25 protein-coding genes are annotated in these 25,855 nt (G+C 57.5%); 6 read left to right on the top strand and 19 right to left on the bottom strand.

Annotation, left to right across the window (positions count from 1 at the left end; translation table 11 throughout):
• Positions 1–5: 5 nt before the first annotated feature.
• Together pflB and USH94_RS15545 are read left to right on the top strand one after the other, a co-directional pair.
• A complete protein-coding gene (gene pflB, locus USH94_RS15550; protein ID WP_111964940.1) occupies positions 6–2,300 on the top strand; it encodes a formate C-acetyltransferase in 2,295 nt (764 codons plus the stop codon).
• Between the two features lie 146 nt (positions 2,301–2,446).
• Positions 2,447–2,857 carry a Spy/CpxP family protein refolding chaperone gene (locus tag USH94_RS15545; protein ID WP_111964939.1) on the top strand — a complete coding sequence of 137 codons (411 nt, stop codon included), beginning with the start codon at positions 2,447–2,449 and terminating at the stop codon, positions 2,855–2,857.
• 89 nt (positions 2,858–2,946) lie between these two features.
• Here USH94_RS15545 and USH94_RS15540 read toward each other — a convergent pair whose 3' ends face one another.
• On the bottom strand, positions 2,947–3,648 hold the full coding sequence (locus USH94_RS15540; RefSeq protein WP_023294637.1) for a pirin family protein: 702 nt from the start codon (positions 3,646–3,648) through the stop codon (positions 2,947–2,949).
• Between the two features lie 104 nt (positions 3,649–3,752).
• Between USH94_RS15540 and yhaJ the strand changes: the two genes are divergently transcribed.
• Positions 3,753–4,655 carry a DNA-binding transcriptional regulator YhaJ gene (yhaJ, locus tag USH94_RS15535; RefSeq protein ID WP_008503135.1) on the top strand — a complete coding sequence of 301 codons (903 nt, stop codon included), beginning with the start codon at positions 3,753–3,755 and terminating at the stop codon, positions 4,653–4,655.
• A 41-nt stretch (positions 4,656–4,696) separates the two neighbouring features.
• Here the strand turns inward: yhaJ and USH94_RS15530 are convergent, their stop codons facing one another.
• From USH94_RS15530 to USH94_RS15480, 11 genes are all read right to left on the bottom strand, one after another.
• On the bottom strand, positions 4,697–5,062 hold the full coding sequence (locus USH94_RS15530; RefSeq protein WP_023294635.1) for a DUF805 domain-containing protein: 366 nt from the start codon (positions 5,060–5,062) through the stop codon (positions 4,697–4,699).
• A gap of 106 nt (positions 5,063–5,168) precedes the next feature.
• Positions 5,169–6,155 (bottom strand): glutathione S-transferase family protein, encoded by a 987-nt coding sequence (locus USH94_RS15525; RefSeq protein WP_111964938.1) that lies wholly within the window; start codon positions 6,153–6,155, stop codon positions 5,169–5,171.
• 71 nt (positions 6,156–6,226) lie between these two features.
• Positions 6,227–6,619: a DoxX family protein gene (locus tag USH94_RS15520; protein ID WP_023309292.1), complete on the bottom strand. Its 393-nt coding sequence runs from the start codon at positions 6,617–6,619 to the stop codon at positions 6,227–6,229.
• Between the two features lie 207 nt (positions 6,620–6,826).
• Positions 6,827–7,123, bottom strand: coding sequence for a YqjK-like family protein (locus USH94_RS15515; protein WP_111964937.1), 297 nt, complete (start codon positions 7,121–7,123; stop codon positions 6,827–6,829).
• On the bottom strand, positions 7,120–7,518 hold the full coding sequence (locus USH94_RS15510) for a phage holin family protein (protein WP_014885329.1): 399 nt from the start codon (positions 7,516–7,518) through the stop codon (positions 7,120–7,122). Before USH94_RS15510 ends, USH94_RS15515 begins: the two co-directional genes overlap by 4 nt.
• A gap of 1 nt (position 7,519) precedes the next feature.
• On the bottom strand, positions 7,520–7,825 hold the full coding sequence (locus USH94_RS15505) for a DUF883 family protein (protein ID WP_008503141.1): 306 nt from the start codon (positions 7,823–7,825) through the stop codon (positions 7,520–7,522).
• Between the two features lie 31 nt (positions 7,826–7,856).
• Entirely contained in the window at positions 7,857–8,225 is a 369-nt protein-coding gene (locus USH94_RS15500) for a DUF1090 domain-containing protein (protein WP_023309291.1), read from the bottom strand.
• A gap of 143 nt (positions 8,226–8,368) precedes the next feature.
• Positions 8,369–8,752 carry an EnvZ/OmpR regulon moderator MzrA gene (mzrA, locus tag USH94_RS15495; RefSeq protein ID WP_023344960.1) on the bottom strand — a complete coding sequence of 128 codons (384 nt, stop codon included), beginning with the start codon at positions 8,750–8,752 and terminating at the stop codon, positions 8,369–8,371.
• 2 nt (positions 8,753–8,754) lie between these two features.
• Positions 8,755–9,417 carry a DedA family general envelope maintenance protein YqjA gene (yqjA, locus tag USH94_RS15490; RefSeq protein ID WP_008503144.1) on the bottom strand — a complete coding sequence of 221 codons (663 nt, stop codon included), beginning with the start codon at positions 9,415–9,417 and terminating at the stop codon, positions 8,755–8,757.
• 344 nt (positions 9,418–9,761) lie between these two features.
• Entirely contained in the window at positions 9,762–10,538 is a 777-nt protein-coding gene (exuR, locus tag USH94_RS15485; protein WP_023615584.1) for a transcriptional regulator ExuR, read from the bottom strand.
• A gap of 115 nt (positions 10,539–10,653) precedes the next feature.
• Positions 10,654–11,952 (bottom strand): MFS transporter, encoded by a 1,299-nt coding sequence (locus USH94_RS15480; RefSeq protein WP_024906406.1) that lies wholly within the window; start codon positions 11,950–11,952, stop codon positions 10,654–10,656.
• Between the two features lie 476 nt (positions 11,953–12,428).
• Here USH94_RS15480 and uxaC point away from each other — a divergent pair, with 476 nt between their 5' ends.
• Both uxaC and USH94_RS15470 read left to right on the top strand, forming a co-directional pair.
• Entirely contained in the window at positions 12,429–13,841 is a 1,413-nt protein-coding gene (uxaC, locus tag USH94_RS15475; RefSeq protein WP_111964936.1) for a glucuronate isomerase, read from the top strand.
• Between the two features lie 17 nt (positions 13,842–13,858).
• Positions 13,859–15,346, top strand: coding sequence for a UxaA family hydrolase (locus tag USH94_RS15470; protein WP_111964935.1), 1,488 nt, complete (start codon positions 13,859–13,861; stop codon positions 15,344–15,346).
• Between the two features lie 86 nt (positions 15,347–15,432).
• Here the strand turns inward: USH94_RS15470 and sstT are convergent, their stop codons facing one another.
• The 4 genes from sstT to USH94_RS15450 all read right to left on the bottom strand — a co-directional run bounded on the left by sstT (position 15,433) and on the right by USH94_RS15450 (position 19,685).
• Positions 15,433–16,674, bottom strand: a complete 1,242-nt coding sequence (sstT, locus tag USH94_RS15465) for a serine/threonine transporter SstT (protein ID WP_111964934.1) — start codon at positions 16,672–16,674, stop codon at positions 15,433–15,435.
• Positions 16,675–16,892: 218 nt separating this feature from the next.
• Positions 16,893–17,861: a TerC family protein gene (locus tag USH94_RS15460; protein ID WP_023309283.1), complete on the bottom strand. Its 969-nt coding sequence runs from the start codon at positions 17,859–17,861 to the stop codon at positions 16,893–16,895.
• A 251-nt stretch (positions 17,862–18,112) separates the two neighbouring features.
• Complete coding sequence (locus tag USH94_RS15455) at positions 18,113–19,111, bottom strand: Gfo/Idh/MocA family protein (RefSeq protein ID WP_111964933.1); 999 nt, start codon at positions 19,109–19,111, stop codon at positions 18,113–18,115.
• A gap of 70 nt (positions 19,112–19,181) precedes the next feature.
• Positions 19,182–19,685: a YgjP-like metallopeptidase domain-containing protein gene (locus tag USH94_RS15450; RefSeq protein WP_023309281.1), complete on the bottom strand. Its 504-nt coding sequence runs from the start codon at positions 19,683–19,685 to the stop codon at positions 19,182–19,184.
• An 83-nt stretch (positions 19,686–19,768) separates the two neighbouring features.
• Here USH94_RS15450 and rlmG point away from each other — a divergent pair, with 83 nt between their 5' ends.
• Positions 19,769–20,905 (top strand): 23S rRNA (guanine(1835)-N(2))-methyltransferase RlmG, encoded by a 1,137-nt coding sequence (gene rlmG / locus USH94_RS15445; protein WP_111964932.1) that lies wholly within the window; start codon positions 19,769–19,771, stop codon positions 20,903–20,905.
• A 121-nt stretch (positions 20,906–21,026) separates the two neighbouring features.
• On the opposite strand, the gene USH94_RS15440 is transcribed toward rlmG, so the two are convergent.
• From USH94_RS15440 to lsrR, 3 genes are all read right to left on the bottom strand, one after another.
• Positions 21,027–23,048 carry an NADPH-dependent 2,4-dienoyl-CoA reductase gene (locus USH94_RS15440; protein ID WP_111964931.1) on the bottom strand — a complete coding sequence of 674 codons (2,022 nt, stop codon included), beginning with the start codon at positions 23,046–23,048 and terminating at the stop codon, positions 21,027–21,029.
• Between the two features lie 185 nt (positions 23,049–23,233).
• Positions 23,234–24,814, bottom strand: a complete 1,581-nt coding sequence (lsrK, locus tag USH94_RS15435; RefSeq protein ID WP_111964930.1) for an autoinducer-2 kinase — start codon at positions 24,812–24,814, stop codon at positions 23,234–23,236.
• A 33-nt stretch (positions 24,815–24,847) separates the two neighbouring features.
• The gene (lsrR, locus tag USH94_RS15430) at positions 24,848–25,819 is read right to left on the bottom strand and encodes a transcriptional regulator LsrR (protein ID WP_008503156.1); all 972 of its coding nucleotides are present in this window, start codon (positions 25,817–25,819) and stop codon (positions 24,848–24,850) included.
• Positions 25,820–25,855: the final 36 nt, after the last annotated feature.

The raw sequence follows: 25,855 nt of genomic DNA, 5'->3' as shown, positions 1-25,855 counted from the left end.
ATCACATGAAAGTAACAATCGATACGGGCGTCGCGCCCTACAGCGACGCATGGGCCGGGTTTCGCGGTGAAGAATGGAAAAACGCCGTCAACGTCCGCGATTTTATTCAGCATAACTACACCCCTTATGAAGGCGATGAAGCTTTCCTCGCGCAGGCGACGCCAGCAACGACGGCGCTGTGGCAGAAGGTAATGGTCGGCATTCGCCAGGAGAACGCCACCCACGCCCCGGTGGATTTTGACACCAACATTGCCACCACCATTACGGCCCACGGGCCGGGCTATATCGACCAGGATCTGGAGACGATCGTCGGCCTGCAAACCGATAAGCCGCTCAAGCGCGCGCTGCACCCGTACGGTGGGATCAACATGATCCGCAGCTCGTTCGAAGCCTATGGCCGGGAGATGGATCCGCACTTCGAATACCTGTTTACCGACCTGCGCAAAACCCATAACCAGGGCGTGTTTGACGTCTACTCCCCGGAGATGATGCGCTGTCGTAAATCCGGCGTGCTGACCGGTTTGCCGGACGGCTACGGGCGCGGACGCATCATCGGTGATTACCGCCGCGTGGCGCTCTACGGCATCAGCTATCTGGTACGCGAACGTGAACTTCAGTTTGCCGATCTGCAGGGCAGGCTGGAGCGCGGCGAAGATCTGGAGGCAACGATCCGCCTGCGCGAAGAGCTGGCGGAACACAAGCGCGCGCTGCTGCAGATCCAGCAGATGGCGGCGAACTACGGGTTTGATATCTCTCGTCCGGCTATGGGCGCTCAGGAAGCGGTGCAGTGGGTCTATTTTGCCTACCTGGCAGCGGTGAAATCCCAGAACGGCGGGGCGATGTCGCTGGGGCGCACGGCCTCGTTCCTCGATATCTACATCGAACGCGACATGCAGGCGGGGCGGCTGAGCGAGGTGCAGGCGCAGGAGCTGATCGACCACTTCATCATGAAGATCCGCATGGTGCGCTTCCTGCGCACGCCGGAGTTCGACACGCTCTTCTCCGGCGATCCGATCTGGGCGACGGAAGTGATCGGCGGCATGGGGCTGGACGGACGCACGCTGGTGACCAAAAACAGCTTCCGCTATCTGCATACCCTGCACACCATGGGACCCGCGCCGGAGCCGAACCTGACGATCCTCTGGTCAGAACAGCTGCCGATCGCGTTCAAGAAATACGCCGCGCAGGTATCGATCGTCACCTCTTCTCTGCAGTATGAGAACGACGATCTGATGCGTGCGGACTTCAACAGCGACGATTATGCCATTGCCTGCTGCGTCAGCCCGATGGTGATCGGCAAGCAGATGCAGTTCTTTGGCGCGCGCGCCAACCTTGCCAAAACGCTGCTGTACGCAATCAACGGTGGGGTGGACGAAAAGCTGAAGATCCAGGTCGGGCCAAAAACCGAGCCGCTGCTGGACGACGTGCTGGATTACGACACCGTGATGGCGAGTCTCGATCACTTTATGGACTGGCTGGCGGTGCAGTACATCAGCGCCCTGAATCTCATTCACTACATGCATGATAAGTACAGCTACGAAGCCTCGCTGATGGCGCTGCACGACCGGGATGTCTATCGCACCATGGCCTGCGGCATTGCCGGGCTGTCGGTGGCGGCGGATTCCCTGTCGGCGATTAAATACGCTACGGTGAAGCCGGTGCGCGACCATACCGGCCTGGCGGTCGATTTCGTGATTGAAGGGGACTATCCGCAGTACGGCAACAACGACGACCGTGTGGACAGCATTGCCTGCGACCTGGTGGAGCGCTTTATGAAGAAAATTCAGGCGCTGCCAACCTATCGCAACGCGGTGCCGACCCAGTCGATCCTGACCATCACCTCCAACGTGGTTTACGGCCAGAAGACCGGGAACACGCCGGACGGACGCCGCGGCGGCACGCCGTTTGCGCCAGGCGCAAACCCGATGCATGGCCGCGACAGAAAAGGGGCGGTGGCCTCGCTAACATCGGTTGCCAAGCTGCCATTTACCTATGCGAAAGATGGCATCTCCTACACCTTCTCTATCGTGCCGCAGGCGTTGGGTAAGGACGAGCTGGTGCGCAAAACCAACCTGGTGGGGCTGCTGGACGGGTACTTCCATCACGAAGTATCTATTGAGGGCGGGCAGCACCTGAACGTTAACGTGATGAACCGGGAGATGCTGCTGGATGCCATTGCGCATCCGGAGAATTACCCGAATCTGACCATCCGCGTTTCAGGCTATGCGGTGCGGTTTAATGCGCTGACGCGGGAACAGCAGCAGGACGTGATTTCTCGAACGTTTACCCAGTCAATCTAAATGTGAGTGCTCATGCCCCCTCAACCCAGGGGGCATGTTTTTGCCCGCGAAACATACAAAATTGTTTATATAATTACTCACACATATTCATCCGCTCTTGAAAAACAATGCCCGCTTTTCCTATCACAGCATGTAAGGACAGTAAGATGATGAAAATGACCCGTATTGCGCTGGTCGCCGCCTCGCTGGCAGTGTGCAGTTTTACGGCACAGGCCGCGAACGTTGAGGCTGCTCCGTCTCCATCGCAGGATCCGCTGGTACAGCACCTGAAGCTCAGCAATGAGCAGGTTAAGAAGATTGAAGAGCTGCATAAGCAGCTGGAACAAAATGTCAGCAAGATCCCGATGACGGGCGTGAAGGACGGCGCGCTGGTCGACATGTTCCAGGCGGGTAAATGGGACGAAAGCACGGTCAAAAGCCAGCTTGCCGCCTTTAGCAAAATTGAAGAGCAGACCCGTTATTACCGCGTGAAATATTACTTCGACGTCAGCCAGGTATTAACGCCGGAACAGCGTAAACAGATTAGAACTGATATGGCTAACGCGCTGGCAGAGTGATTTCGTCGTCGCGTACGGCGCCGGATAATTCTGCCGAGGCTCGATCGGTTCCCTCTCCCGTTGGGAGAGGGTTAAGGTGAGGGCATTCTCTAAACCGGCAAATCAATTAGCAGCGCGCGCAGCGGCGTATCTGCCACCAGCGTGATATTCGCTTCATCACGAATAAACGCCCCGTCGCCGCAGGTGAGTGCTTCTTTCTCTTCCGCGTGCGTCACCGCATGCACCGTACCGTGAATAGACTGCAGATAGGCGCGCGGACCGTGAAGCTGGAAGCTCGCCTGTTCACCTTTCTTCAGTTCGATATGATGCAGCCACACCTGCTGGCGCAGCTGCAGGCTACCTTTACTGCCGTCCGGCGATGCAATCAGCTGCTGCTTATCGCCCGTTAAATCTAACTTCTGGACCAGCGGATTTTCCCGCTCAGGGCAGGCGTCCAGCCATAGCTGCATGCGGGTCAGCGTTTTGTCTTTGCTGAGGTTATGTTCGCTGTAGCTGATGCCCGGCTGTGTGGAAATTAACAACGCTTCGCCAGCCTTTGCCTGGACATGATTGCCCTCGCTATCGCGGTATTCTGCCTCGCCTTCCAGGATCAGGTTCAGGATATCGACTTTCGGGTACGTACGCGGCTGGAAGGATGCGCCCGGGGCGAGCACTTCCTGGTTCAGCACGCGCAGTGAAGCGTAACCGAGGAGTTTAGGGTCAAAGTAGTGTCCAAAGGAAAAGGTGTAGCGGGCCTGCAGCCAACCGAAATCGGCTTGTCCGCACTGTTTAGCTGTTCTTGTCGTAATCATAAACTTGACCTCTCTTTACACTAAAACAATGGTAAAGGTATGGACGCTTCATTGTTAGCCAGATATTCTGCCCGGTATGTTCAAATTTCCTGAATGAGAACGAGATGGCTAAAGAGAGAGCATTGACGCTTGAGGCGCTTCGCGTCATGGACGCGATTGACCGGCGCGGCAGTTTTGCGGCAGCGGCCGATGAACTGGGGCGCGTTCCGTCTGCGCTGAGCTACACCATGCAAAAGCTGGAAGAAGAGCTGGACGTGGTGCTTTTTGACCGCTCCGGTCATCGAACAAAATTCACCAACGTCGGTCGAATGCTGCTGGAGCGCGGCCGCGTACTGCTGGAAGCGGCGGACAAGCTGACGACAGACGCCGAAGCGCTGGCGCGCGGCTGGGAAACCCATCTCACGCTCGTGACCGAAGCGCTGGTGCCGACCGAAGCGCTGTTCCCGCTGGTGGACCGCCTGGCGGCGAAGGCCAATACGCAGCTGTCCATCATCACCGAGGTGCTGGCAGGGGCGTGGGAACGTCTGGAGACGGGCAGGGCAGATATCGTTATTGCGCCGGACATGCACTTCCGCTCATCGTCGGAAATCAACTCGCGCAAGCTCTACAGCGTGATGAACGTTTACGTTGCCGCCCCCAACCACCCGATTCATCAGGAGCCCGAGCCGCTCTCTGAAGTGACGCGCGTGAAGTATCGCGGCGTGGCGGTAGCGGATACCGCGCGCGAGCGTCCGGTGCTGACGGTGCAGCTGCTGGATAAACAGCCTCGTCTGACGGTGACCTCGCTGGAGGACAAACGGCAGGCACTGCTGGCCGGTCTGGGCGTGGCGACGATGCCGTACCCGTTTGTGGAAAAAGATATTGCGGAAGGACGACTGCGGGTTGTGAGCCCGGAGTACACCAGCGAAGTGGATATCATTATGGCGTGGCGTCGCGACAGCATGGGCGAAGCCAAATCGTGGTGCCTGCGAGAAATTCCAAAGCTCTTTGCGCACCACAACAAATAAGCGTACAGGCCCGGTAAGCGTAAGCGCCACCGGGCAGTAATTTACGCGCCGATCTTAGGATCGGGACCAAAACGGTTTTCGCCCGGCGTTCCGCTCTGACAGTTGAAAATCAAAATCACGATCCAGCCCACGATCGGGATCAACAGCAGCAATAACCACCACGCCGAACGATCGGTATCGTGCAGCCGACGGAACAGTACCGCCCACGATGGCAGTAGGACTAACAGGCCATAAATGGTGGTCAGCACGCCTTCACCGCCAGCCCGCTCCCAGCCAAGAATTTTATCCACAATACCCAGCACCATGATGAGGATGAAGTTCACCAGAACGAACATCCAGTACTCTTTGCGGCGGGCGCGGCCACCAAATCCAATGTAGTTGCGCAGTACTTTCAGATACCAGTCCATTTTCCTTGCCTCAATAATCGGTCAATCACTTGTTTTCTAAGCAATCAAAGTAAGGATAGATGGAGATTGTGAATTAAAAAAGGGCATCTATTGATGCCCTTAATATTTATCCAAATCGGACGTCGCGCCCGTGCGGTTCATCCAGGTTCTGCCACGGACCGATGGAGATAATACCCGTCGGGTTGATGGTCTTGTGGCTGCGGAAATAGTGGGTGCGAATATGGTCGAAGTCGACCGTTTCCGCGATGCCCGGCATCTGGTAGATGTCGCGCAGGAAACCATACAGGTTCAGGTAGTCGCTGATGCGGTGTTTATCGCACTTAAAGTGGGTGACATAGACCGGATCAAAGCGAACCAGCGTGGTCCACAGGCGAATGTCCGCTTCCGTCAGGCGATCGCCCGTCAGGTAGCGATGCTGGCCCAGGATCTGCTCCAGGCGTTCCAGTGATTCAAACACCTTCCCGACCGCTTCGTCATACGCTTCCTGGCTGGTGGCGAAACCGGCCTTGTAGACACCGTTGTTGACGTTGTCGTAAATCCAGCCGTTCAGCTCGTCAATCTTATCGCGCAGTTCAACCGGGTAATAATCTCCGGCGCGGGCGCCGTGCGCATCAAATGCGGTATTGAACATGCGGATGATCTCCGCAGACTCATTGCTGACAATCGTCTGGTTTTTCTTGTCCCACAGCACAGGCACGGTCACGCGACCGGTGTAGTGCGGATCGGCGCGCAGATAGAGCTGGTACAGGAAATCGTGGTGATACAGTTCGTCGCCGGTTGCCGCAGGGAAATCACTGTCGAACGTCCAGCCGTTTTCCAGCATCAGTGGGTTGACCACCGAAACCGGAATTAAGGATTCGAGACCTTTGAGCTTGCGCACAATTAGCGTGCGGTGCGCCCACGGGCAGGCAAGGGAAACATAAAGATGATAACGGTCTTTCTCAGCCGCGAAGCCGCCTTCGCCGCTCGGGCCGGGGGCACCGTCGGCGGTCAGCCAGTTACGGAAGGCCGAAACTGAGCGCTTGAAGCGACCTCCGGTGGATTTGGTGTCATACCAGACATCCTGCCATACGCCGTCTACGAGTTGTCCCATTTTTTCTCCTCCGTCAGATAGCAAAAGCGAGGAGATGTCTCCTCGCTTTGAGTTCATTCAGTATAGCGTGCTTACCATTTCTTATTCAGAACGCGGTCGATGCTGTATGCGCCCGGGCCAGTGACGGCCAGCAGCAGGAAGCCACCCGCGATGGTCAAGTTTTTCATGAACATCAGAGAGTTCACGCCTTCCGCAAAGTTGCTGTGGAAGATGAACGCCGTCAGTACGGTGAAGCCTGCAGTAAACAGCGCGGTAGTGCGGGTCAGGAAGCCGAACAGGACTGCCAGGCCGCCGCCGAACTCAAGAAGAATAGTCAGTGGCAACAGGAATCCCGGAACGCCCATGGCTTCCATATACTGCTGGGTACCCGCATAACCGGTGATTTTTCCCCAACCAGCTACGATGAACAGAATTGGCATCAGAATACGCGCTACCAGTACACCAACATCTTCTAATTTTTTCATTTTACTCTCCAGAAAACCACATCAGCGGCTGAACGTTATTTGTCTGCAATTCCGGGTAGATACCGCGTCGTTGCTGTCGATGGAGAGGATAATAAACGGGGCGGGTGACAATTGTTAGCAAGGAAAACTGTCAATCTTCTTCAAAGATATTGAGTAAGGGAGGGGGAGGATTTTGCCGGGTAAGCGCAGCGCCACCCGGCGAGAAGGCTAGCGTAATTGCTGCTGCCGCAACGTTGCTTTCACCAGACGCCAGGCGCTCCAGGCACCAAACCCACGGCGCGCCCAGCGGATGAGCATATTTGGATGACGAACCGTCCAGATAGCCATCACGCTGCTGCCGACCAGCGCCCATGAACGCAGGCTCAGGAAGGTGTTCCAGCCTCGGTCAAACCGTCGCGTCGCGTCAATCCAGTCGCGACGGCTGGCCGATAGATCCAGCCGTTGCTGCTGGATCTGGCTTAGCAGGTACGCTTTTCGCTTTTGACGTTCGGCTTTACCGCTCACGGCTTGTCATCCTCCAGCAGGGCGCGATCGTTAGCCAGCTCCTGACGCGTATGGCGCAGGAACGTGGACTTACGCGCTTTACGCAGCGTCCAGATGCCGCCAATCAACGCTGCTACCAGCAGAACGACGGTGGTGGCAATCATGGCGTTAAGACGATACTGCGGGTCAATGGCCCAGATGATTAACACCATCAGGCTCATCAGACCAAACGCGGCGAAGAGCATGGTCAGTCCGAGCATCAGCAGCATCTGGAAGAGGTTGGCTTTCTCCTCTTCCAGCTCAACTACTGCCAGCCGGACGCGCGTTTCGGCAATCCCGACCAGCGTTGTTAAAATACGCTGGCCGATGCCGAGGACGTTGTTAGCAGGCCCTTGTGCGTGACGAGGATCTTCCATATCAACGACGCGTCAGAAGGACACCCAGTACCACACCCACTGCGGCACCAATTCCTACACCCGTCCATGGATTATCACGCACGTATTCGTCCGCGCGGGCAGCCGCTTCGCGGGTCTGTTTCGCCAGTGCATCACCGGTTTCACCCAGGCGATAGCGGCTCTCTTTCAGCGCCTGCTCCGCCTTGCTGCGCAGCTTGCTGACCTCTTCTTTTGACTTATCAGCAGAGGAGTTCAGCACCTCTTCAAGGGTATCGGCCAGGGATTTCAGTTCAGCGCGCAGATGTTCAGACGTCGTATCTTTTGACATGATTCTCTCTCCTGTTGAGATTTCCGTTAACTCAATAATCGCGAGCTTCCAGCGCTTTCAGGTCGTCCTGCGCTTCTTTCAACTTCTTCTCGCGCTTAGCAATTTTTTCCGCATCTCCTTTCTCTTTCGCTTCCTGCAGGTCGCGACGGCGCTCGGCTATCTCGTCCTTCTGTTCAGCGATTTTCTTCTTGTGGTCGGCACGAAGCTTGCTGTCTGAACAGTTCGCTTTCACTTCGCTCAGCGCTTTTTTAAGACCGTCAACACGGTGCTGATTGTTATGCTTTTCGGCATAACCGATCTCACGCTGAATATCCTGTTCTTTCTCCTGACAAAGAGAGTTTGCGAAGGATGCTGTGCTTAAAGAAAAAAGGGCCAGAGCCAGAGTCATGCGGAATTTCATTATCGAAACCTTCCATTGTGTTGCGGCGTAAGCCGCTATCCAAAGTTATGCGGAGTACAGTCGAGGGGTGCTCCGCGTACTTAAGCATAGTAAGTAAACGGGGGATTCACCAAAGTGAGTGAAAAGATTCGGAATCCTGGAAGTTATCCAAACCGATGCGACGTATCGCGAATCAAAGAGAGCCAGGCTGCAGGCTGGCTCTCATCTTCCTGCTGGGCAATGATATACCCGTGCGGCAGCGTACGGTCGAGAACCACTTTCGCGGCGGCACTTTGCGCACGGGAATCAAACTTGATCAGTAAAACGTCGTCCTGCGGAGTGATGCTTTTAAAGCGGATCCCGTTCGCATCCAGATGATGCCAGACAGAAAAACCGTCAGGCACGCTGGCACCCTGGTTCACCGGGCGAATGGCAAGCGTGGATTCCTGGTGCGAAAGCGCGCTCCATGCCAGCAGCATGGCGCTGAGCACCACCAGTGTCATCACGGCGCAGGCAAAACGGCGCAGGGCAAGCGGTGAGATAGCCATCGTTAGCCTCTGGCTCCGTATTTCTTTTTCCACAGCACGACCAGAGAGCCGATCAGGCCGAAGACCAGCAGAACCACAGGCAGCAGCATCAGGCAGGACATCAGCTGGTCTTCATATTTCATAAACACCGGCGTTTTACCCAACGCATAGCCGAGCGTTGTCAGAATAAGCACCCATAACAGACCGCTCATCCAGTTAAAGAACTGGAAGCGGGCGCTGCTCAGCCCCGACAGACCGGCAATGGTCGGCAACAGCGTACGTACAAACGCGATAAAGCGGCCAATCAGCAGTGCGGAAAGCCCGTGCTTATGAAAAAGGTGGTGCGCCCGCTGATGATAATGTGCAGGCAGGTGCGAGAGCCAGTTCTGGACGATCCGGGTATTGCCCAGCCATCTACCCTGGATGTAGCTCACCCAGCAGCCGAGGCTGGCCGCGACGGTCAGTAATAAAATAGTTTGCGGAAACGCCATCGCCCCTTTGGCACACAGCACGCCGACGAGCACCAGCAAACTGTCACCAGGCAGGAAGGCAGCAGGCAGCAAACCGTTCTCAAGGAACAGGATCATAAACAAGACGAAATAGAGCATGCCAATCATGGAAGGGTTGGCCAGCGTTTCAAAATCCTGCGCCCAAAGGGCATGCAGTAGTTGGGTCAAAAGTTCCATTCAGTGTTCCTGGAAATCGGTTAACGTCACGCCTGTTATCCGGGGCAAACAGCACGGCGACATTGTTGTGATTTCATTATGGTCGCTCGCGGACACATTACGGTGTGGCCAACACGTTTCCCTGTTAATTGGCTGGTTAGCAAGCACTAACTTACAAAATAACGAAGTGAATCCAATTGTAACAAAGCCCAACGTTCTGCGTCACAGAATTTGCAGGCGTGAGTTGATTTTGGCGTAAGCCCAGGAAGTGAGCGAGGGGATTTACAAAGGCTGACACTATATATGTTTTGCTTACCCACTGGAGCCAGCAGGCGCAGCAAGGCACCTGCCAGCGGGAAGGTCATCTATTTTGCGGCACTGGGGGCCGTATCGAGATGAACAACGGGATTATCGGCGAAAAGATAGCGGTCAGCGTTAAATTCGAAGTCGTCGCTGGTTTCATTGAACAGCATCTGCTTGGTGTTTTCCAGATGCTGCCACATCGCCAGCTTAGCGGCATGGGGATCTTTACGAATCAGCGCCTTAAGGATTTGATCGTGATCGTCACACCAGTTGTCGACGGTACGGGAATCGATATGATCGTGCAGTTTCTTCCAGTACGGGTTATGAACGCGCTGAGTCCACATTTTCTCAACAATTGCCGCCAGCGCCGTATTTTGGGTTGCCAGGGCGACCTGGACGTGAAACTGCAGATCCCACTCTGAATCGCGGAAACATTTTTCCTTACGGGCATTCTCCTGGATTTCCATCAGCTTCATGATGTCCTGCTTGGTCACCTGCGTCGCCGCAAACTCAGCAATATTGCTTTCGATCAGTTGGCGAGCCTGGAGCAGCTCAAACGGACCGTAGCTGGCGAATTCCAGACTTTCGTCCGCGACGGGAGAGTGTTTCGGCAGATTAGAAATCACGTGAATGCCGGAGCCTTTGCGTACCTCAACATAGCCTTCCACTTCCAGCATGATGATGGCTTCGCGCACCACGGTGCGGCTGACGCTTTTTTCATCCGCAATGAAGCGCTCGGCGGGAAGTTTATCACCGACAAGATAGACTCCTTGCTCGATGCGATCTTTCAGCTCGGCAGCAAGTTGTTGATATAAACGACGTGGTTCGGTGATTTCCATATGCGCTCCAGGCAGGGTAAGGCAGATGATTTGTTATACCACTTTTGCGTGCCACTCTCCAGATTTTGCCATTAAAAAAGCCGCCTGGAGGCGGCTTAGGGGAAATGCATTTTCGCTAACTTTGCGTAGCCGGTTTCCCAAGGGACTCTTTTGCCAGCTCCTCTGCCGATTTGCTTTTCAGCACCGTCCAGATCACCACCGCGCCCAGCAGGTCGAAGATCGCCAGCACGGCGAACAGCGGGCTGAAGCCGATGGTATCCGCCAGTGCGCCGACCACCAGCGCAAACATCGTACTCGCGGTCCAGGCTGCCATCCCGGTCAGGCCGTTGGCGGTGGCCACTTCGTTACGGCCAAAGACGTCAGAGGAGAGCGTAATCAGCGCGCCGGACAGGGACTGGTGAGCAAATCCGCCGATGCACAGCAGGGCGATAGCCACATACGGGCTGGTGAACAGGCCGATCATGCCCGGGCCAATCATCAGCAGCGCGCCCATGGTCACCACCATCTTACGGGAAACGATCAGGTTCACCCCAAACCAGCGCTGGAACAGCGGTGGCAGGTATCCGCCCACAATACAGCCCAGGTCAGCGAACAGCATGGGCATCCAGGCGAACATCGCGATCTCTTTCAGGTTAAAGCCGTAGACTTTAAACATGAACAGGGGGATCCACGCGTTGAAGGTACCCCATGCCGGCTCGGCCAGGAAACGCGGCAGGGCGATACCCCAGAACTGACGGGTGCCCAGGATCTGCCAGACGGTCATTTTTTTGCCGTTGTTGGTCTGATGCTGCGCTTCCTGACCACCAATGATGTACTCGCGTTCTTCTTCAGACAGTTTTTTCTGATCGCGCGGATGTTTATAGAAAATCAGCCACGCCATGGCCCACGCAAAGCTCAGCACGCCAGATATGATGAACGCCATCTGCCAGCTGTGCATCACGATAGCCCACACCACCAGCGGTGGTGCAATCATCGCCCCGATGGATGAGCCGACGTTGAAGTAGCCGACCGCAATGGAACGCTCTTTTGCCGGGAACCACTCGGAGCTGGCTTTCAGCCCTGCGGGGATCATGGCGGCTTCAGCTGCACCTACCGCGCCGCGCGCCAGCGCCAGGCCGCCCCAGCTTCCCGCCAGCGCGGTGGCTCCGCAGAACACCGCCCAGGCGATGGCGAAGAAGGCATAACCGATTTTGGTACCGAGAATGTCCAGCACATAGCCAGCAACAGGCTGCATGATGGTATAAGCCGCGGAATAGGCGGCAATGATGTAGGAGTATTGCTGCGTGGAGATATGCAGCTCTTCCATCAACGTTGGCGCTGCTGCTGCCACGGTGTTACGCGTCAGGTAGCCCAGCACGGTGCCTAACGTCACCAGTGCGATCATATACCAACGTAACCCTTTAATTTTACGCATCTAAAACCTCATCGTTATGTTATTTCCGCGCCAGAACGCGGCAACCTCTCAACCGTTTCCGGGAGCAGTTGTGTAACGGGAGGGGCGTAGCCGGGAGCATGTCCCGGAACGGCCCGAACCTTGCCATAAGTAAGCGTGCATAAGTCGGTATCCGTACCGTTAAACCCGATGTCTCTCACACCAGTAATGCATTCCGTCGGCTGAGTGTTTGCGACGGCGAAAAGATAACTTGTCATACAACTTTAAAAGGTGAGTGACATCACAAATGTATGATTCTTTGTGGGGACATTAATTGCTGAGCGCAAAGCCAGTAATGATGCGGCTTGTAGAAGGGTTTACTCCATTGAGGGTAATTTATTTGTTGACGTTTATTGATCTCACTCACGAAAAAAGCTTCGGTGGGTGGAAATTGGTGTGATAACTTTGCAGCATATGAACATACGCTTTCTGACGCTCCTGTAATGAGGAAGACGATAATGACGCCGTTTATGACCGACGATTTTCTGTTAGATACCGAATTTGCTCGCCGCCTGTACCACGACTACGCAAAAGACCAGCCGATTTTCGACTACCACTGCCATCTGCCGCCGCAGCAGGTTGCCGAAAATTACCGTTTCAAAAACCTGTATGACATCTGGCTGAAGGGTGACCACTACAAATGGCGCGCCATGCGCACCAACGGCGTCGCTGAGCGCCTGTGTACCGGCGATGCGACCGACCGCGAGAAGTTTGACGCCTGGGCGGCGACCGTTCCGCACACCATCGGCAACCCGCTTTACCACTGGACGCACCTTGAGCTTCGCCGTCCGTTTGGCATCACTGGCAAACTGCTCTCCCCAACGACCGCCGATGAAATCTGGGAGCGCTGCAACGCCCTGCTGGCGCAGGATAACTTCTCCGCGCGCGGCATCATGAAGCAGATGAACGTGAAGATGGTGGGCACCACCGACGATCCGATTGACTCTCTGGAGCATCATGCGGTTATCGCCAAAGACACCTCTTTTGATATCAAAGTGCTGCCAAGCTGGCGCCCGGATAAAGCCTTCAACATTGAGCAGGCTACCTTCGCCGACTACATGGCGAAGCTGGCGGAAGTGTCCGATACCGACATCCGTCGTTTCACCGATCTGCAAACCGCGCTGACCAAACGTCTGGATCACTTCGCGGCGCACGGCTGTAAAGTCTCTGACCACGCGCTGGACGTGGTGCTGTTTGCAGAATCAAACGAGGCCGAGCTGGACAGCATTCTGGCACGTCGTCTCTCCGGTGAATCGCTTAGCGAGCACGAAGTGGCGCAGTTCAAAACGGCGGTACTGGTGTTCCTCGGTGCCGAATACGCGCGTCGCGGCTGGGTACAGCAGTACCATATCGGTGCGCTGCGCAATAACAACCAGCGCCAGTTTAAGCTGCTTGGTGCGGATGTAGGCTTCGACTCCATCAACGACCGTCCGCTGGCACAAGAGCTGTCCAAACTTCTGAGCAAACAGAACGAACAAAATCTGCTGCCTAAAACCATCCTTTACTGCCTGAACCCGCGCGATAACGAAGTGCTGGGTACCATGGTCGGCAACTTCCAGGGCGAAGGGATGCCGGGCAAGATGCAGTTCGGCTCCGGCTGGTGGTTCAACGATCAGAAAGACGGTATGGAACGTCAGATGACGCAGCTGGCGCAGCTTGGCCTGCTAAGCCGCTTTGTCGGCATGCTGACCGACAGCCGCAGCTTCCTGTCCTATACCCGTCATGAATATTTCCGCCGCATTCTGTGCCAGATGATTGGCCGCTGGGTGCACGCAGGCGAAGCGCCAGCGGATATCCAGTTGCTGGGCGAAATGGTGAAAAACATCTGCTTTAACAATGCGCGTGACTACTTCGCCATTGAACTGAACTAGGGCCGTTTGAGGTTGATATGCAATACATCAAAATCCATTCGCTGGATAATGTGGCCGTCGCGCTGACGGACCTCGCTGAAGGCGACGTGGTGACCGTTGATAGCCAGAGCGTCACCCTGCGTCAGGCGATTGCTCGCGGACACAAGTTTGCCGTGAAGCCTCTCGCTAAAGGGGACAACGTCATTAAGTACGGTCTTCCGATTGGGCATGCGTTAGCGGATATCGAGCCGGGTGAACATATTCATTCTCACAATACCCGCACCAATCTGAGCGATCTGGACGAGTACAGCTATCAACCTGATTTACCCGCGGAAGAGCGCCAGGCTGCAGATCGTGAAGTACAGATCTACCGTCGCGCTAACGGTGAGGTGGGGATCCGCAACGAGCTGTGGATCCTCCCGACCGTCGGCTGCGTCAACGGCATCGCGCGGCAGATCCAGACGCGCTTCCTGAAAGAGACCAACAGTGCCGAAGGCACTGACGGGGTACATCTGTTCAGCCACACCTACGGCTGCTCCCAGCTGGGTGACGACCACATCAATACCCGCACCATGCTGCAAAACATGGTGCGCCACCCGAACGCGGGGGCGGTGCTGGTGATCGGCCTGGGCTGCGAGAACAATCAGGTGGACGCCTTCCGCGAGACGCTGGGCGAATTCGATCCTGCGCGCGTGCATTTTATGGTGTGTCAGCATCAGGACGACGAAGTGGAAGCGGGCGTTGAGCAGCTTCATCAGCTGTATAACGTGATGCGCCACGACAAGCGCGAGCCGGGCAAGCTGAGCGAGCTGAAGTTTGGTCTGGAGTGCGGCGGGTCTGACGGTCTGTCCGGCATCACTGCCAACCCGATGCTGGGTCGCTTCTCTGATTACGTCATTGCCAACGGCGGCACCACGGTGCTGACTGAAGTGCCGGAGATGTTCGGCGCGGAACGTATTCTGATGAGCCACTGCCGCGACGAAGAGACGTTTGAGAAGACCGTCACCATGGTGAACGACTTCAAACAGTATTTCATCGCCCACAATCAGCCCATTTACGAGAACCCGTCTCCGGGTAACAAAGCGGGCGGGATCACCACGCTGGAAGAGAAATCCCTTGGCTGCACCCAGAAAGCGGGCGCCAGCCAGGTGGTGGATGTTCTGCGCTACGGCGAGCGCCTGAAAACGCACGGTCTGAACCTGCTGAGCGCGCCAGGGAACGATGCGGTTGCCACCAGCGCGCTGGCGGGAGCCGGCTGCCATATGGTGCTGTTCAGCACCGGTCGCGGTACGCCGTACGGCGGTTTTGTGCCGACGGTGAAAATTGCCACCAACAGCGAGCTGGCGTCGAAGAAAAAGCACTGGATCGACTTTGACGCGGGCCAGCTGATCCACGGCAAGGCGATGCCGCAGCTGCTCGATGAATTTGTTGATGTCATCGTGGAAATTGCCAGCGGCAAGCAAACCTGTAACGAGAAGAACGACTTCCGCGAGCTGGCGATCTTTAAGAGTGGTGTGACGCTTTAAGTACTTTGTCGGGTGGCGCTAGCGCTTACCCGACCTACTAAACCCTGTAGGCCCGGTAAGGCGTAGCCGCCACCGGGCTTTTGTTTTTAACTGCGCAGGGCGTTCTTCGCTAAACGCGCGTCTTCCGCCTGACAGGCCGCTGCGGTAAACAGCACGTCGGTAGAGGAGTTCAGCGCGGTTTCGCAGGAGTCCTGCAGCACGCCGATGATAAAGCCGACGGCTACCACCTGCATGGCGATTTCGTTCGGGATACCGAACATATTACACGCCAGCGGGATCAGCAGCAGGGAACCGCCCGCCACGCCCGATGCGCCACAGGCACACAGCGACGCCACGACGCTCAACAGCAGCGCGGTTGGCAGATCCACCGGAATGCCCAGCGTATGCACCGCCGCCAGGGTCAGCACAGTAATGGTGATTGCCGCACCCGCCATATTCACGGTTGCACCCAGCGGGATCGAAACGGAATAGGTGTCGCGGTCCAGGTTCAGCTTCTCCGCCAGCGCCATGTTAACCGGAATGTTCGCCGCCGAGCTGCGGGTGAAGAAGGCGGTTACGCCGCTTTCGCGCAGGCAGGTCAGCACGAGCGGATACGGGTTGCGGCGGATCTGCCAGAACACCAGCAGCGGGTTGATCACCAGCGCCACCAGCAGCATACAGCCGACCAGCACAACCAGCAGCTGCGCGTAACCCCACAGTGCGTCAAAACCGGTAGTTGCCAGCGTGGAGGAGACCAGCCCGAAAATACCGATTGGCGCAAAGCGAATTACCAGCTTCACCATAAAGGTCACAGCGTTGGACAAATCGTTGACCAGGTTTTTCGTTGTCTCGTTGCCGTGGCGCAGCGCGAAGCCCAGACCAATCGCCCAGACCAGGATACCAATGTAGTTTCCGTTCATCAGCGCGGTGATGGGGTTAGAGACCATGCTCATCAGCAGGCCCCGCAGGACTTCGACAATCCCGGACGGCGGCGTGATATCACCGGCCGCGCTGGTCAGGTGCAGCGTGGACGGGAACAGGAAGCTAAACACCACGGCCGTTAAGGCAGCCGAGAAGGTTCCCAGCAGATAAAGGAACAGAATGGGGCGAATGTTGGTTTTTTGTCCGTGCTGGTGGTTGGCAATTGACGCCATGACCAGCATCAGAACCAGTACCGGCGCGACGGCTTTCAGTGCACCTACGAACAGCGTCCCGAGCAGCCCCATGGCTTCCGCGGCAGGTTTTGAAACCATCGCCAGCAGAATACCCAGCACCAGCCCGACCAGAATTTGTTTAACGAGGCTGCCCTGCGCCAGGCGCGCGAACAGACCGCTTGATTGTGTGCTCATACATATTTCCTGAGTGAAATTGCGTTCCATCCCGGATGTGCTCTTAGTCACATTTATGTCCGGATGTAAGTAAATGTTTGCCTGGTCGAGTATAGGGAATGTGCCAAAGGAGGGAAGCGTAAAATGCTGGATTTTACGTGTTGCATCATATTTTTTAACTACTGCGTTACAAAAGTGTGTTCACCCTCTCCCTGTGGGAGAGGGCTGGAGTGAGGGGATTACTCCACCTGCTGCTTCTTATCGTGCTGGCGGTTAACCCAGGTATTGATAATCAGCGTCACGATCAGAATGCCAAATACCACGCCGAGCGAAATAGCGATCGGGATATGGTAGAAATCGACGATTAGCATTTTGATACCGATAAACACCAGAATCACCGACAGGCCGTACTTCAGCATGGAGAAACGCTCCGCCGCGCCTGCCAGCAGGAAATACATGGCACGCAGGCCGAGAATGGCGAAAAGGTTAGAGGTCAGGACGATGAACGGGTCGGTGGTTACCGCGAAGATCGCCGGAATGCTGTCCACGGCGAAAATCACGTCGCTCAGCTCAACCAGAATCAGCACCAGCAGCAGCGGGGTGGCAAACAGCAGGCCGTTCTTGCGCACGAAGAAGTGCTCGCTCTCGATCTTGTCGGTCATGCGCAGATGGCCGCGGATCCACTTCACCAGCGGGCGATCGCCAATCGCGGAGCCGTCCTCTTTCGCCAGCGCCATTTTGACCCCGGTGAAGAGCAGGAACGCGCCAAAGACGTACAGCAGCCATTCGAACTGGGTAATCAGCCAGCTGCCAGCGAAGATCATGATGGTACGCAGGATAATCGCGCCCAGCACGCCGTACACCAGCACGCGACGCTGCAGGGCAGCAGGTACGGCAAAGTAGCTGAACAGCATCAGCCAGACGAAGACGTTATCGACCGCCAGGGCTTTTTCAATCAGATAACCGGTGAGGAAGGCGAGCGCCTGAGGGTCGGCAACTGCGCGGCCTTCAGTCGAGGCCAGGTACCACCAGAAGGCAGCGCAGAAGAGCAGAGAGAGGGTGACCCACACCAGCGACCAGGCGGCGGCCTGTTTCATGGTCATGCCGTGCGCGCCGCGACGTCCCTGCAAAAAGAGGTCGATCGCCAGCATGATGAGCACGACAACCGCGAATCCGCCCCACAACATTGGAGTGCCGACAGAATGCATACTATTTTCCTTACACATAAAAAACAAAAACGGCCATGGTCAGAAGACGATAGCCGTTAGCTTTTTATGCATAGACCTCGCCTTCCGGCAAGGTCTCACTTACAACCACGAAGGTTGCCCGGCGACCGGATGCGGTATTGTACGCATCGTAATGACGATCCACCGACGAAGAAGTTACTCCCCTTTGCAGGTAACAAAATATGTCAGACCATTGGTTTCGTCAATGGTCTGCGCCGTTTCATTACACAGCTTTACGCGATAACTTCCGCGCCCACGCCGTCTGCAGGGAATACCACGCCGGTCTGGCGGCGGATCTCCGTTTGCAGCTTCGCCGTGGTGCGGCTCACCGCAAGGCCTGGGTGATTCACTTCGTTGTCTTCCACCAGACGGGCGAAGACCTCTGCCTCATAGAGCATAGTGTTAATATGCTGAGGCTGCGTCAGCTCCTGGGCTTTGCCACCTCGCGGGACAAAGCTCACCTTCTGGCACTCGGAGATCTTCTCGATGACCAGCGAGCCCGCTTCGCCCTGAATTTCGCTCGGCAGCACGGAATCGCTCACCTTGGAGTGCTGCAGCGTCACGCTGAAATCACCGTAATCCAGCACCGCGACACCGTGCGCATCCACGCCGCTCTCCAGCAGGCTGGCGGTAGCCGTGACGCCGTGCGGTTCGCCCCACAGGGCCACGGCAGAGGCCAGGCAGTAGAATCCGATATCCATTATCGAGCCGTTCGAGAACGCCGGGTTAAAGGTGTTCGGGTTCTCGCCGTCCAGATAGCGCTGGTAGCGCGACGAGTACTGGCAGTAGTTAATAAAGGCTTTGCGCACCTTGCCGATTTTCGGCAGGGACTGCTGCAGCAGCAGGAAATTCGGCAGGCTGGCGGTTTTGAACGCTTCGAAAAGAACCACCTGGTTTTCGCGGGCAAGCGCAATGGCCGCCTCCACTTCCTCAATATTTGATGCCAGCGGCTTCTCGCAAATCACATGCTTTTTATGGCTGAGGAACAGCTTCGTTTGCGGGAAGTGCAGGGAGTTCGGGCTGGCGATATAGACCGCGTCAATGGCGTCGCTTTGCGCCATCTCATCAAGCGAGGTGAAGAGATGCTCAACGAGGTAATCGTTGGCAAAACTCTGCGCCTGCTCAAGGCTGCGGGAATAGACTGCGGTAAGTTTCAGTTTGCCGGTTTCGTGGGCGGCGTCGACGAACTGGCGCGTGATCCAGTTCGTTCCAATGACTGCGAAACGTATCATAAACGTTTACGTACTCCGTAGCGGGGAACCTTTAGCCACTGTAGCACGTCATCATGACAATTCGCGTGCGCTATTCCGCATTACCATTTAACGATAAATGCGTAAGCCACAAGCGGGTATCAAACTCCAGCTGGTGGTACTGCGGCTCCATGTGGCAGCACAGGGAGTAGAACGCTTTGTCGTGCTCTTTCTCCTTCAGGTGCGCCAGCTCGTGGACGACGATCATCCGCAGAAACGCCTCCGGCGCGTTACGGAAAACCGTCGCGACGCGGATCTCCGCCTTGGCCTTCAGCTTGCCGCCCTGCACGCGGGAGACGGCGGTGTGCAGGCCGAGCGCGTTTTTCAGCACGTGGATCTTGTTGTCGTACATCACCTTGTTGATCGGCGGCGCGCTCTTCAGATACCGGCTTTTCAGATCCTGCGTATACTGCCAGAGGGCCTTATCGGTCGCGAAATCGTGCGTGCCGGGATAGCGTTTTTCCAGCACTGCGCCGAGCTTCTGCTCGGCAATCAGGCTGCGAACCTGAGTCAGTAAATGCTCCGGATAGCCCTGGAGATAAGTAAGTTGGTTCATCAAAAGCCCAAATTAATGCGAAAACGGGTATACTCACGCACCCTTTTCAGGGATACGCCAAATTTTACCATTCAGGAGGGCCGATGAGCCACTTAGACAACGGTTTCCGTTCACTCAACCTTAAACGTTTCCCGGAAACGGACGACGTTAACCCGCTTCAGGCGTGGGAAGCGGCGGATGAATATCTGCTGCAACAGTTGGATGAGACTGAAATCCGCGGCCCGGTTTTGATCCTGAATGACGCCTTCGGCGCGCTGGGCTGCGCCCTGGCGGAGCACACGCCGTACAGCATCGGCGATTCCTACTTAAGCGAGCTGGCGACGCGTGAAAACCTGCGCCATAACGACATCGAAGAGTCCAGCGTGAAGTTCCTCGACAGCACCGCGGACTACCCGCAGGCGCCGGGCGTGGTGCTGATCAAAGTGCCAAAAACCATGGCGCTGCTGGAGCAGCAGCTGCGCGCGCTGCGTAAGGTCGTGACGCCTGAAACGCGCATTATCGCGGGCGCCAAAGCGCGCGATATTCACACCTCGACGCTGGAGCTGTTCGAGAAGGTCCTCGGCCCGACCACCACCACGCTGGCCTGGAAAAAAGCCCGCCTGATCAACTGCACCTTCAGCGCGCCGGAGCTGGCCGACGCGCCAGAGACCCTGAGCTGGACGCTGGAAGGGACCGACTGGACCATCCACAACCACGCGAACGTCTTCTCCCGCACCGGTCTGGATATCGGCGCGCGCTTCTTTATGGAACATCTGCCGGAAAATCTGGAAGGAGAGATTGTCGACCTGGGCTGCGGCAACGGCGTGATTGGCCTGACGCTGCTGGCGAAGAACCCGGAGGCCAGCGTGGTGTTCAGCGACGAATCGCCGATGGCGGTGGCCTCCAGCCGTCTGAACGTTGAAACCAATATGCCGGACGCGCTGGACCGCTGCGAGTTTATGATCAATAACGCGCTGTCGGGCGTAGAGCCTTTCCGCTTCAACGCCGTGTTCTGCAACCCGCCGTTCCACCAGAAGCACGCCCTGACGGATAACGTCGCGTGGGAGATGTTCCACCACGCGCGCCGCTGCCTGAAGATCAACGGCGAGCTGTACATCGTGGCCAACCGCCACCTGGACTACTTCCACAAGCTGAAGAAGATTTTCGGTAACTGCGTTACCGTTGCGACGAACAATAAGTTTGTGGTGCTGAAGTCGGTGAAGCTGGGACGTCGTCGGTAAGTTTGAGAGCGTCGCGGCTTGATGCCCTCACCCCAACCCTCTCCCACAGGGAGAGGGAGCAAACGCTAAAAACGGCAACTGGGTTGCCGTTTTGCTTTTACCCAGGCCACCGGGCAATGCTCTAGATCTCCAGAGCTAATTTCGTCCCCTGCGCAATTGCGCGCCGCGCGTCCAGCTCCATCGCCACGTCGCACCCGCCAATCAGATGCACTGTTTTACCGGCCTCGCGCAGCGGATCGGCCAGATCGCGCTTTGGCTCCTGCCCGGCGCACAAAATGACATGATCCACGCGCAGCAGCTGCGGCTCGGCGCCGATCGTGACGTGCAGACCCTCGTCGTCGATCTTCTCGTAGCTTACCGCCGGGATCATCTTCACCCCACGCGAGAGTAGGGTAGCGCGGTGGATCCAGCCGGTCGTTTTGCCCAGCCCTTCACCCGGCTTGCTGGCCTTACGCTGCAGCATCACGATCTGGCGCGGGCTTTTCGGCAGTTGCGGCCCTTCCGGGCGTAATCCGCCGGACTGGCTGAGGCTGGTATCAATACCCCATTCGACGCAAAACTCGGCAATGTTCTGGCTGGTCGCCTCGCCCGGCTGGCTCAAATACATGGCGGTATCAAAGCCGATCCCGCCGCAGCCGATAATCGCCACCTTCTCGCCAACCGGTACTTTGTCACGCAGCACGTCGAGATAGCTCAGCACTTTTGGATGATCGATACCCTCGATCGCAGGCGTGCGCGGTACGATCCCGCTCGCCAGAATCACCTCATCGAAATCAGTCAGATCCGCCGCGCTGACAAACTGGTTAAGCCGCAGCTCGACGCCCGTCAGTTCGATCATCCGGCGGTAGTAGCGCAGCGTTTCATAAAACTCCTCTTTGCCCGGGATCTGTTTGGCGATATTAAACTGCCCGCCGATCTCCCCGGCTGCATCAAACAGCGTCACGCTGTGCCCGCGCGAAGCGGCATTCACCACAAACGCCAGCCCCGCCGGGCCAGCGCCCACGACGGCCAGGCGTTTTTTATTGACCGCCGGAACGATCGGCATTTTTGTTTCATGGCAGGCGCGCGGGTTGACGAGGCAGGAGGTGACCTTGCCGACGAAGATCTGATCCAGACAGGCCTGGTTACAGCCGATGCAGGTGTTGATCTCATCCGCGCGGCCGCTTTGCGCTTTGGACAGCAGTTCGGCATCGGCGAGGAACGGGCGCGCCATTGAGACCATGTCGGCATCGCCGCGCGAAATCACATCGTCCGCCACCTGCGGATCGTTAATGCGGTTGGTGGTGACCAGCGGAACAGACACTTTCCCTTTCAGCCTGCGCGTTACCCAGCTGAACGCCGCGCGCGGCACCGGCGTGGCGATGGTCGGAATGCGCGCCTCGTGCCAGCCAATCCCTGTGTTGATAATCGTCGCACCTGCGGCTTCAATCGCCTGCGCCAGCTGCACGGTTTCGTCAAACGTGCCGCCGCCCTCCACCAGGTCGAGCATCGACAGGCGGAAGATGATAATAAAATCCGCGCCCGCAAGTTCGCGCACGGCGCGCACGACTTCTACAGCAAAGCGCATCCGGCGGGCATAGTCGCCGCCCCATTCGTCGTCGCGCTGGTTGGTGCGGGCCGCGAGGAACTCGTTAATCAGATAGCCTTCTGAGCCCATTACCTCCACGCCGTCGTAGCCCGCCTCACGCGCCAGCGCCGCACAGCGGGCGAAGTCGTCAATCAGCGCCAGGATCTCGTCGTGGCTCAGAGCATGCGGAGTGAAGCGGTTAATCGGTGCCTGAATGGCCGATGGCGCAACCAGATTCGGCTGGTAGCTGTAGCGTCCGGTGTGCAGAATTTGCAGGGCGATTTTACCGCCCTCGTTGTGTACCGCGTCGGTCACAATGCGGTGATGCGGCAGCTGTGCTGCATCGTTCAGGACCGCACCGCCCTCCATGCCGACGCCGGAAGGGGAAGGGGCCACACCGCCGGTGACAATCAGCGCCACCCCGTGGCGGGCGCGTTCGGCATAGAAGGCCGCCAGACGCTCGGCCCCGTCCGGATGCTCCTCCAGCCCGGTGTGCATCGAGCCCATCAACACGCGGTTTTTAAGGGTGGTAAACCCCAGATCGAGGGGGGCGAATAACGACGGGTAGCGGCTCATAGTCTCTTCCAGTGTAAAATTATTGTTATGTGGTCGGATGAGTTACTAATTTAGCCAGCGGCAGCGGAAAGGTAAAAGCGGGATCGAATGATTGTGATAGATCTCAAAGAACTTCCCCGGTGGCGCTGCGCTTACCGGGGCTACAAAACCCCAGAACAGATAAGCGTAGCGCCATCCGGCGTTATTTACGGCGCCGCTGCCCGCACCAGCCCCGGAGCCTGCCACATCGAGGTCGTCAGCCCGCTGTCCACCAGCCCGAGCTGGTCGGCGTACACTGCCTGCCATTTCTGCATCATGCCGTCGTACAGCTCCCGGTGTTGCGGGTTCGGCGTGAACTCGCGGCTCCACTTCACCAGCCGTTCGCCCGTTGAGGCCATATCGGCAAACAGCCCCGCGCCAGCACCTGCCGCAATCGCGCAGCCGAGCGCCGTCGCCTCTTTCACTTCCGGCACGCGCACCGGCAGGCCGGTTACGTCGCTTAAGATCTGGCTCCACAGAGCGCCTTTGGAACCGCCGCCCGCAAACACCAGGCTTTCAAACGTTACGCCGGAGAAGCGCGAAATCTGCGCCAGGTTGCAGGCCGAGACGATCGCCGCATTCTCCTCCAGGGCGCGGAACAGCGTCGCTTTGTTGCATTTTTCCGGGTCGATGGAGAGGTTAATAAACGACGGCGCGGCGTGGTACCACTGCTTAAAATGCATCGCGTCGGAGAAGATCGGCATCACCCCGTGGGAACCCGCCGGCACGCGGCTCGCCATCTCTTCCAGCAGGGAGTAGGTGTCCATCCCCATACGATCGGCAATCAGCTTTTCCTCCGCGCAGAAGGCGTCGCGGAACCAGCGCATGGTCAGCCCGGTAAAGAAGCTGATCGACTCCGCCTGCGCCATGCCGGGAATGACGTGCGGGTTCACGCGGATGTTCATCTCAGGATCGGTGCGCACCTGCGGCAGGTTGACCACCTGCTGCCAGAAGGTACCGCCCAGTACCGCCGTTTGTCCGGCGCGGACCACGCCCAGCCCCAGGCAGCCCAGCTGCACGTCGCCGCCGCCCATCACCACCGGCGTGCCTTCGCGCAGGCCGCTCTGCAGCGCGGCCTCCCGGTTTATAGCACCCAGTACGGTGCCGGTCTCTTTCACCGGGGAGAGGATATCGGCGCGCAGCCCGGCCATGTCGAGCAGCGCCGGACGCCAGTTGCGGGAAAACAGATCCAGCATGCCGGTGGTGCCCGCGTTAGACGGGTCGACCGCCAGCTCGCCGGAGAGCTTCGCCGCCAGCCAGTCGCTGATCATGGTGATGGTCGCGGCGTTGCGGTAAATATCCGGACGATGGTGCGCCAGCCACAGCAGGCGCGGCATGGCGCTCAGCGCCAGCGTCTGGCCGGAGACGTCATATACTTCGGATTCAAAACGGTCATCGTGGATCTCTTTGAGTTCGGCCACTTCGCGGCTGGCGCGGGCGTCGACGTTAGCGCAGGCCCAGATGGCCTCGCCGTTGCGGTCATACAGCACGATCCCTTCGCGCATTGAACAGCAGGCAACGGACTGAATATCTGCCGCGGTCAGATTCGCGCGCGACAGCGCCTGATGAATGCACCGGCAGGCCAGCTGCCAGTTGGTCTCGAGGTCGAACTCCATCGACCCCGGCACGTTCTCAACGCTCAGGTGCTTCCACTCGGCCTGACCGACGGCAATCTGGTTGCCCTGTAAATCGAAAATAACGGCGCGAACGCTGCCTGTCCCTGCATCTAACGCTAAAAGGTAACTCATGAGCTTGCCTCGCTGTTAGCGCAGGGCGAGCTCTCATTTGGCCAGAGCCAGCACCGCGCGGGCTGTCGTCTCCTCCGTCACCAGGCCATTGATACGTCGACCCTTCAGTGCGGCATAAATCGCATCGGCTTTCTCTTCCCCTCCGGCTACGCCAACGATGGTGGGCAGCTGCGCCAGCTCATCAAGCGAGACGCCGAGTAATTCTTTATGGATCTCCAGCTCCTCAACGCATTCACCTTCGGCATTGAGGAAATAGCCGAGAATGTCGCCGACCGCGCCTTTGCGGGCATACATCAGCTGTTCACCTTCGCTGATATAGCCGGATCGCAGTATCGTAGCGTCGCGGCGCTGGTTCACCGAACCAATGCCAACCACCGCGACGTCGGCGGCGGTGGCGGCGAGGATCACGTCCCGCACGCTGGTTTCGCGTTTTAAGATCCCGGCGACTTCAGCGGATGACACGCGAAGCGGGGCGGGGATCATGCTGACGCTGCAGGCCGCGTCCAGCTGGCCGATACCGGTCATATATGGCCCGACGCCGCCGGAGAGCGTCACGAGGCGGATCTGCTGCGAGCTGATAAAGCCGCTCAGGTGCTGCAGGCTGCTCATGGTGGTTTCACCGAACCCCACCGCCAGCAGCTGGCCGGGTTCCAGCACGCCCATCAGCGACTGCGCCGCGCCAATGCCTAACCGCACGTTCATCGGCGGCGTATTTAAGGCGGGCATCACGCGTACCAGCTTCAGGCCAAAGCGCTGCTGTAGCTCGGTTTCCAGCGACAGGCAGCCCTCGTAGCGGGAGTTAATCTGCACGCGGATCACCCCTGACTGACGGCCTTTTTCCAGCAGGCGAGAAATCTTCAAACGCGGCAGCCCGAGCCGCTCGCCGATATCGTTCTGGGTCAGCCCGTCGTGGTAGTAGCACCAGGCTACGCGCGCCACCAGCTCTTCTTCCGCCAGCGCCAGCCCGGCAAACCGTCCTTCTTCCGCAGTGCGTTTATCGCTCATAGTTGAACTCTTATAAAAATTTAGATCATATGTTCG

It is taken from the genome of Enterobacter sp. 148H3 (genome assembly GCF_034107425.1).
Classification (GTDB): domain Bacteria; phylum Pseudomonadota; class Gammaproteobacteria; order Enterobacterales; family Enterobacteriaceae; genus Enterobacter; species Enterobacter vonholyi.
The sequence above is the reverse complement of the archived record's forward strand: the minus strand, read 5'-3'. Positions and strand labels throughout refer to the sequence as shown.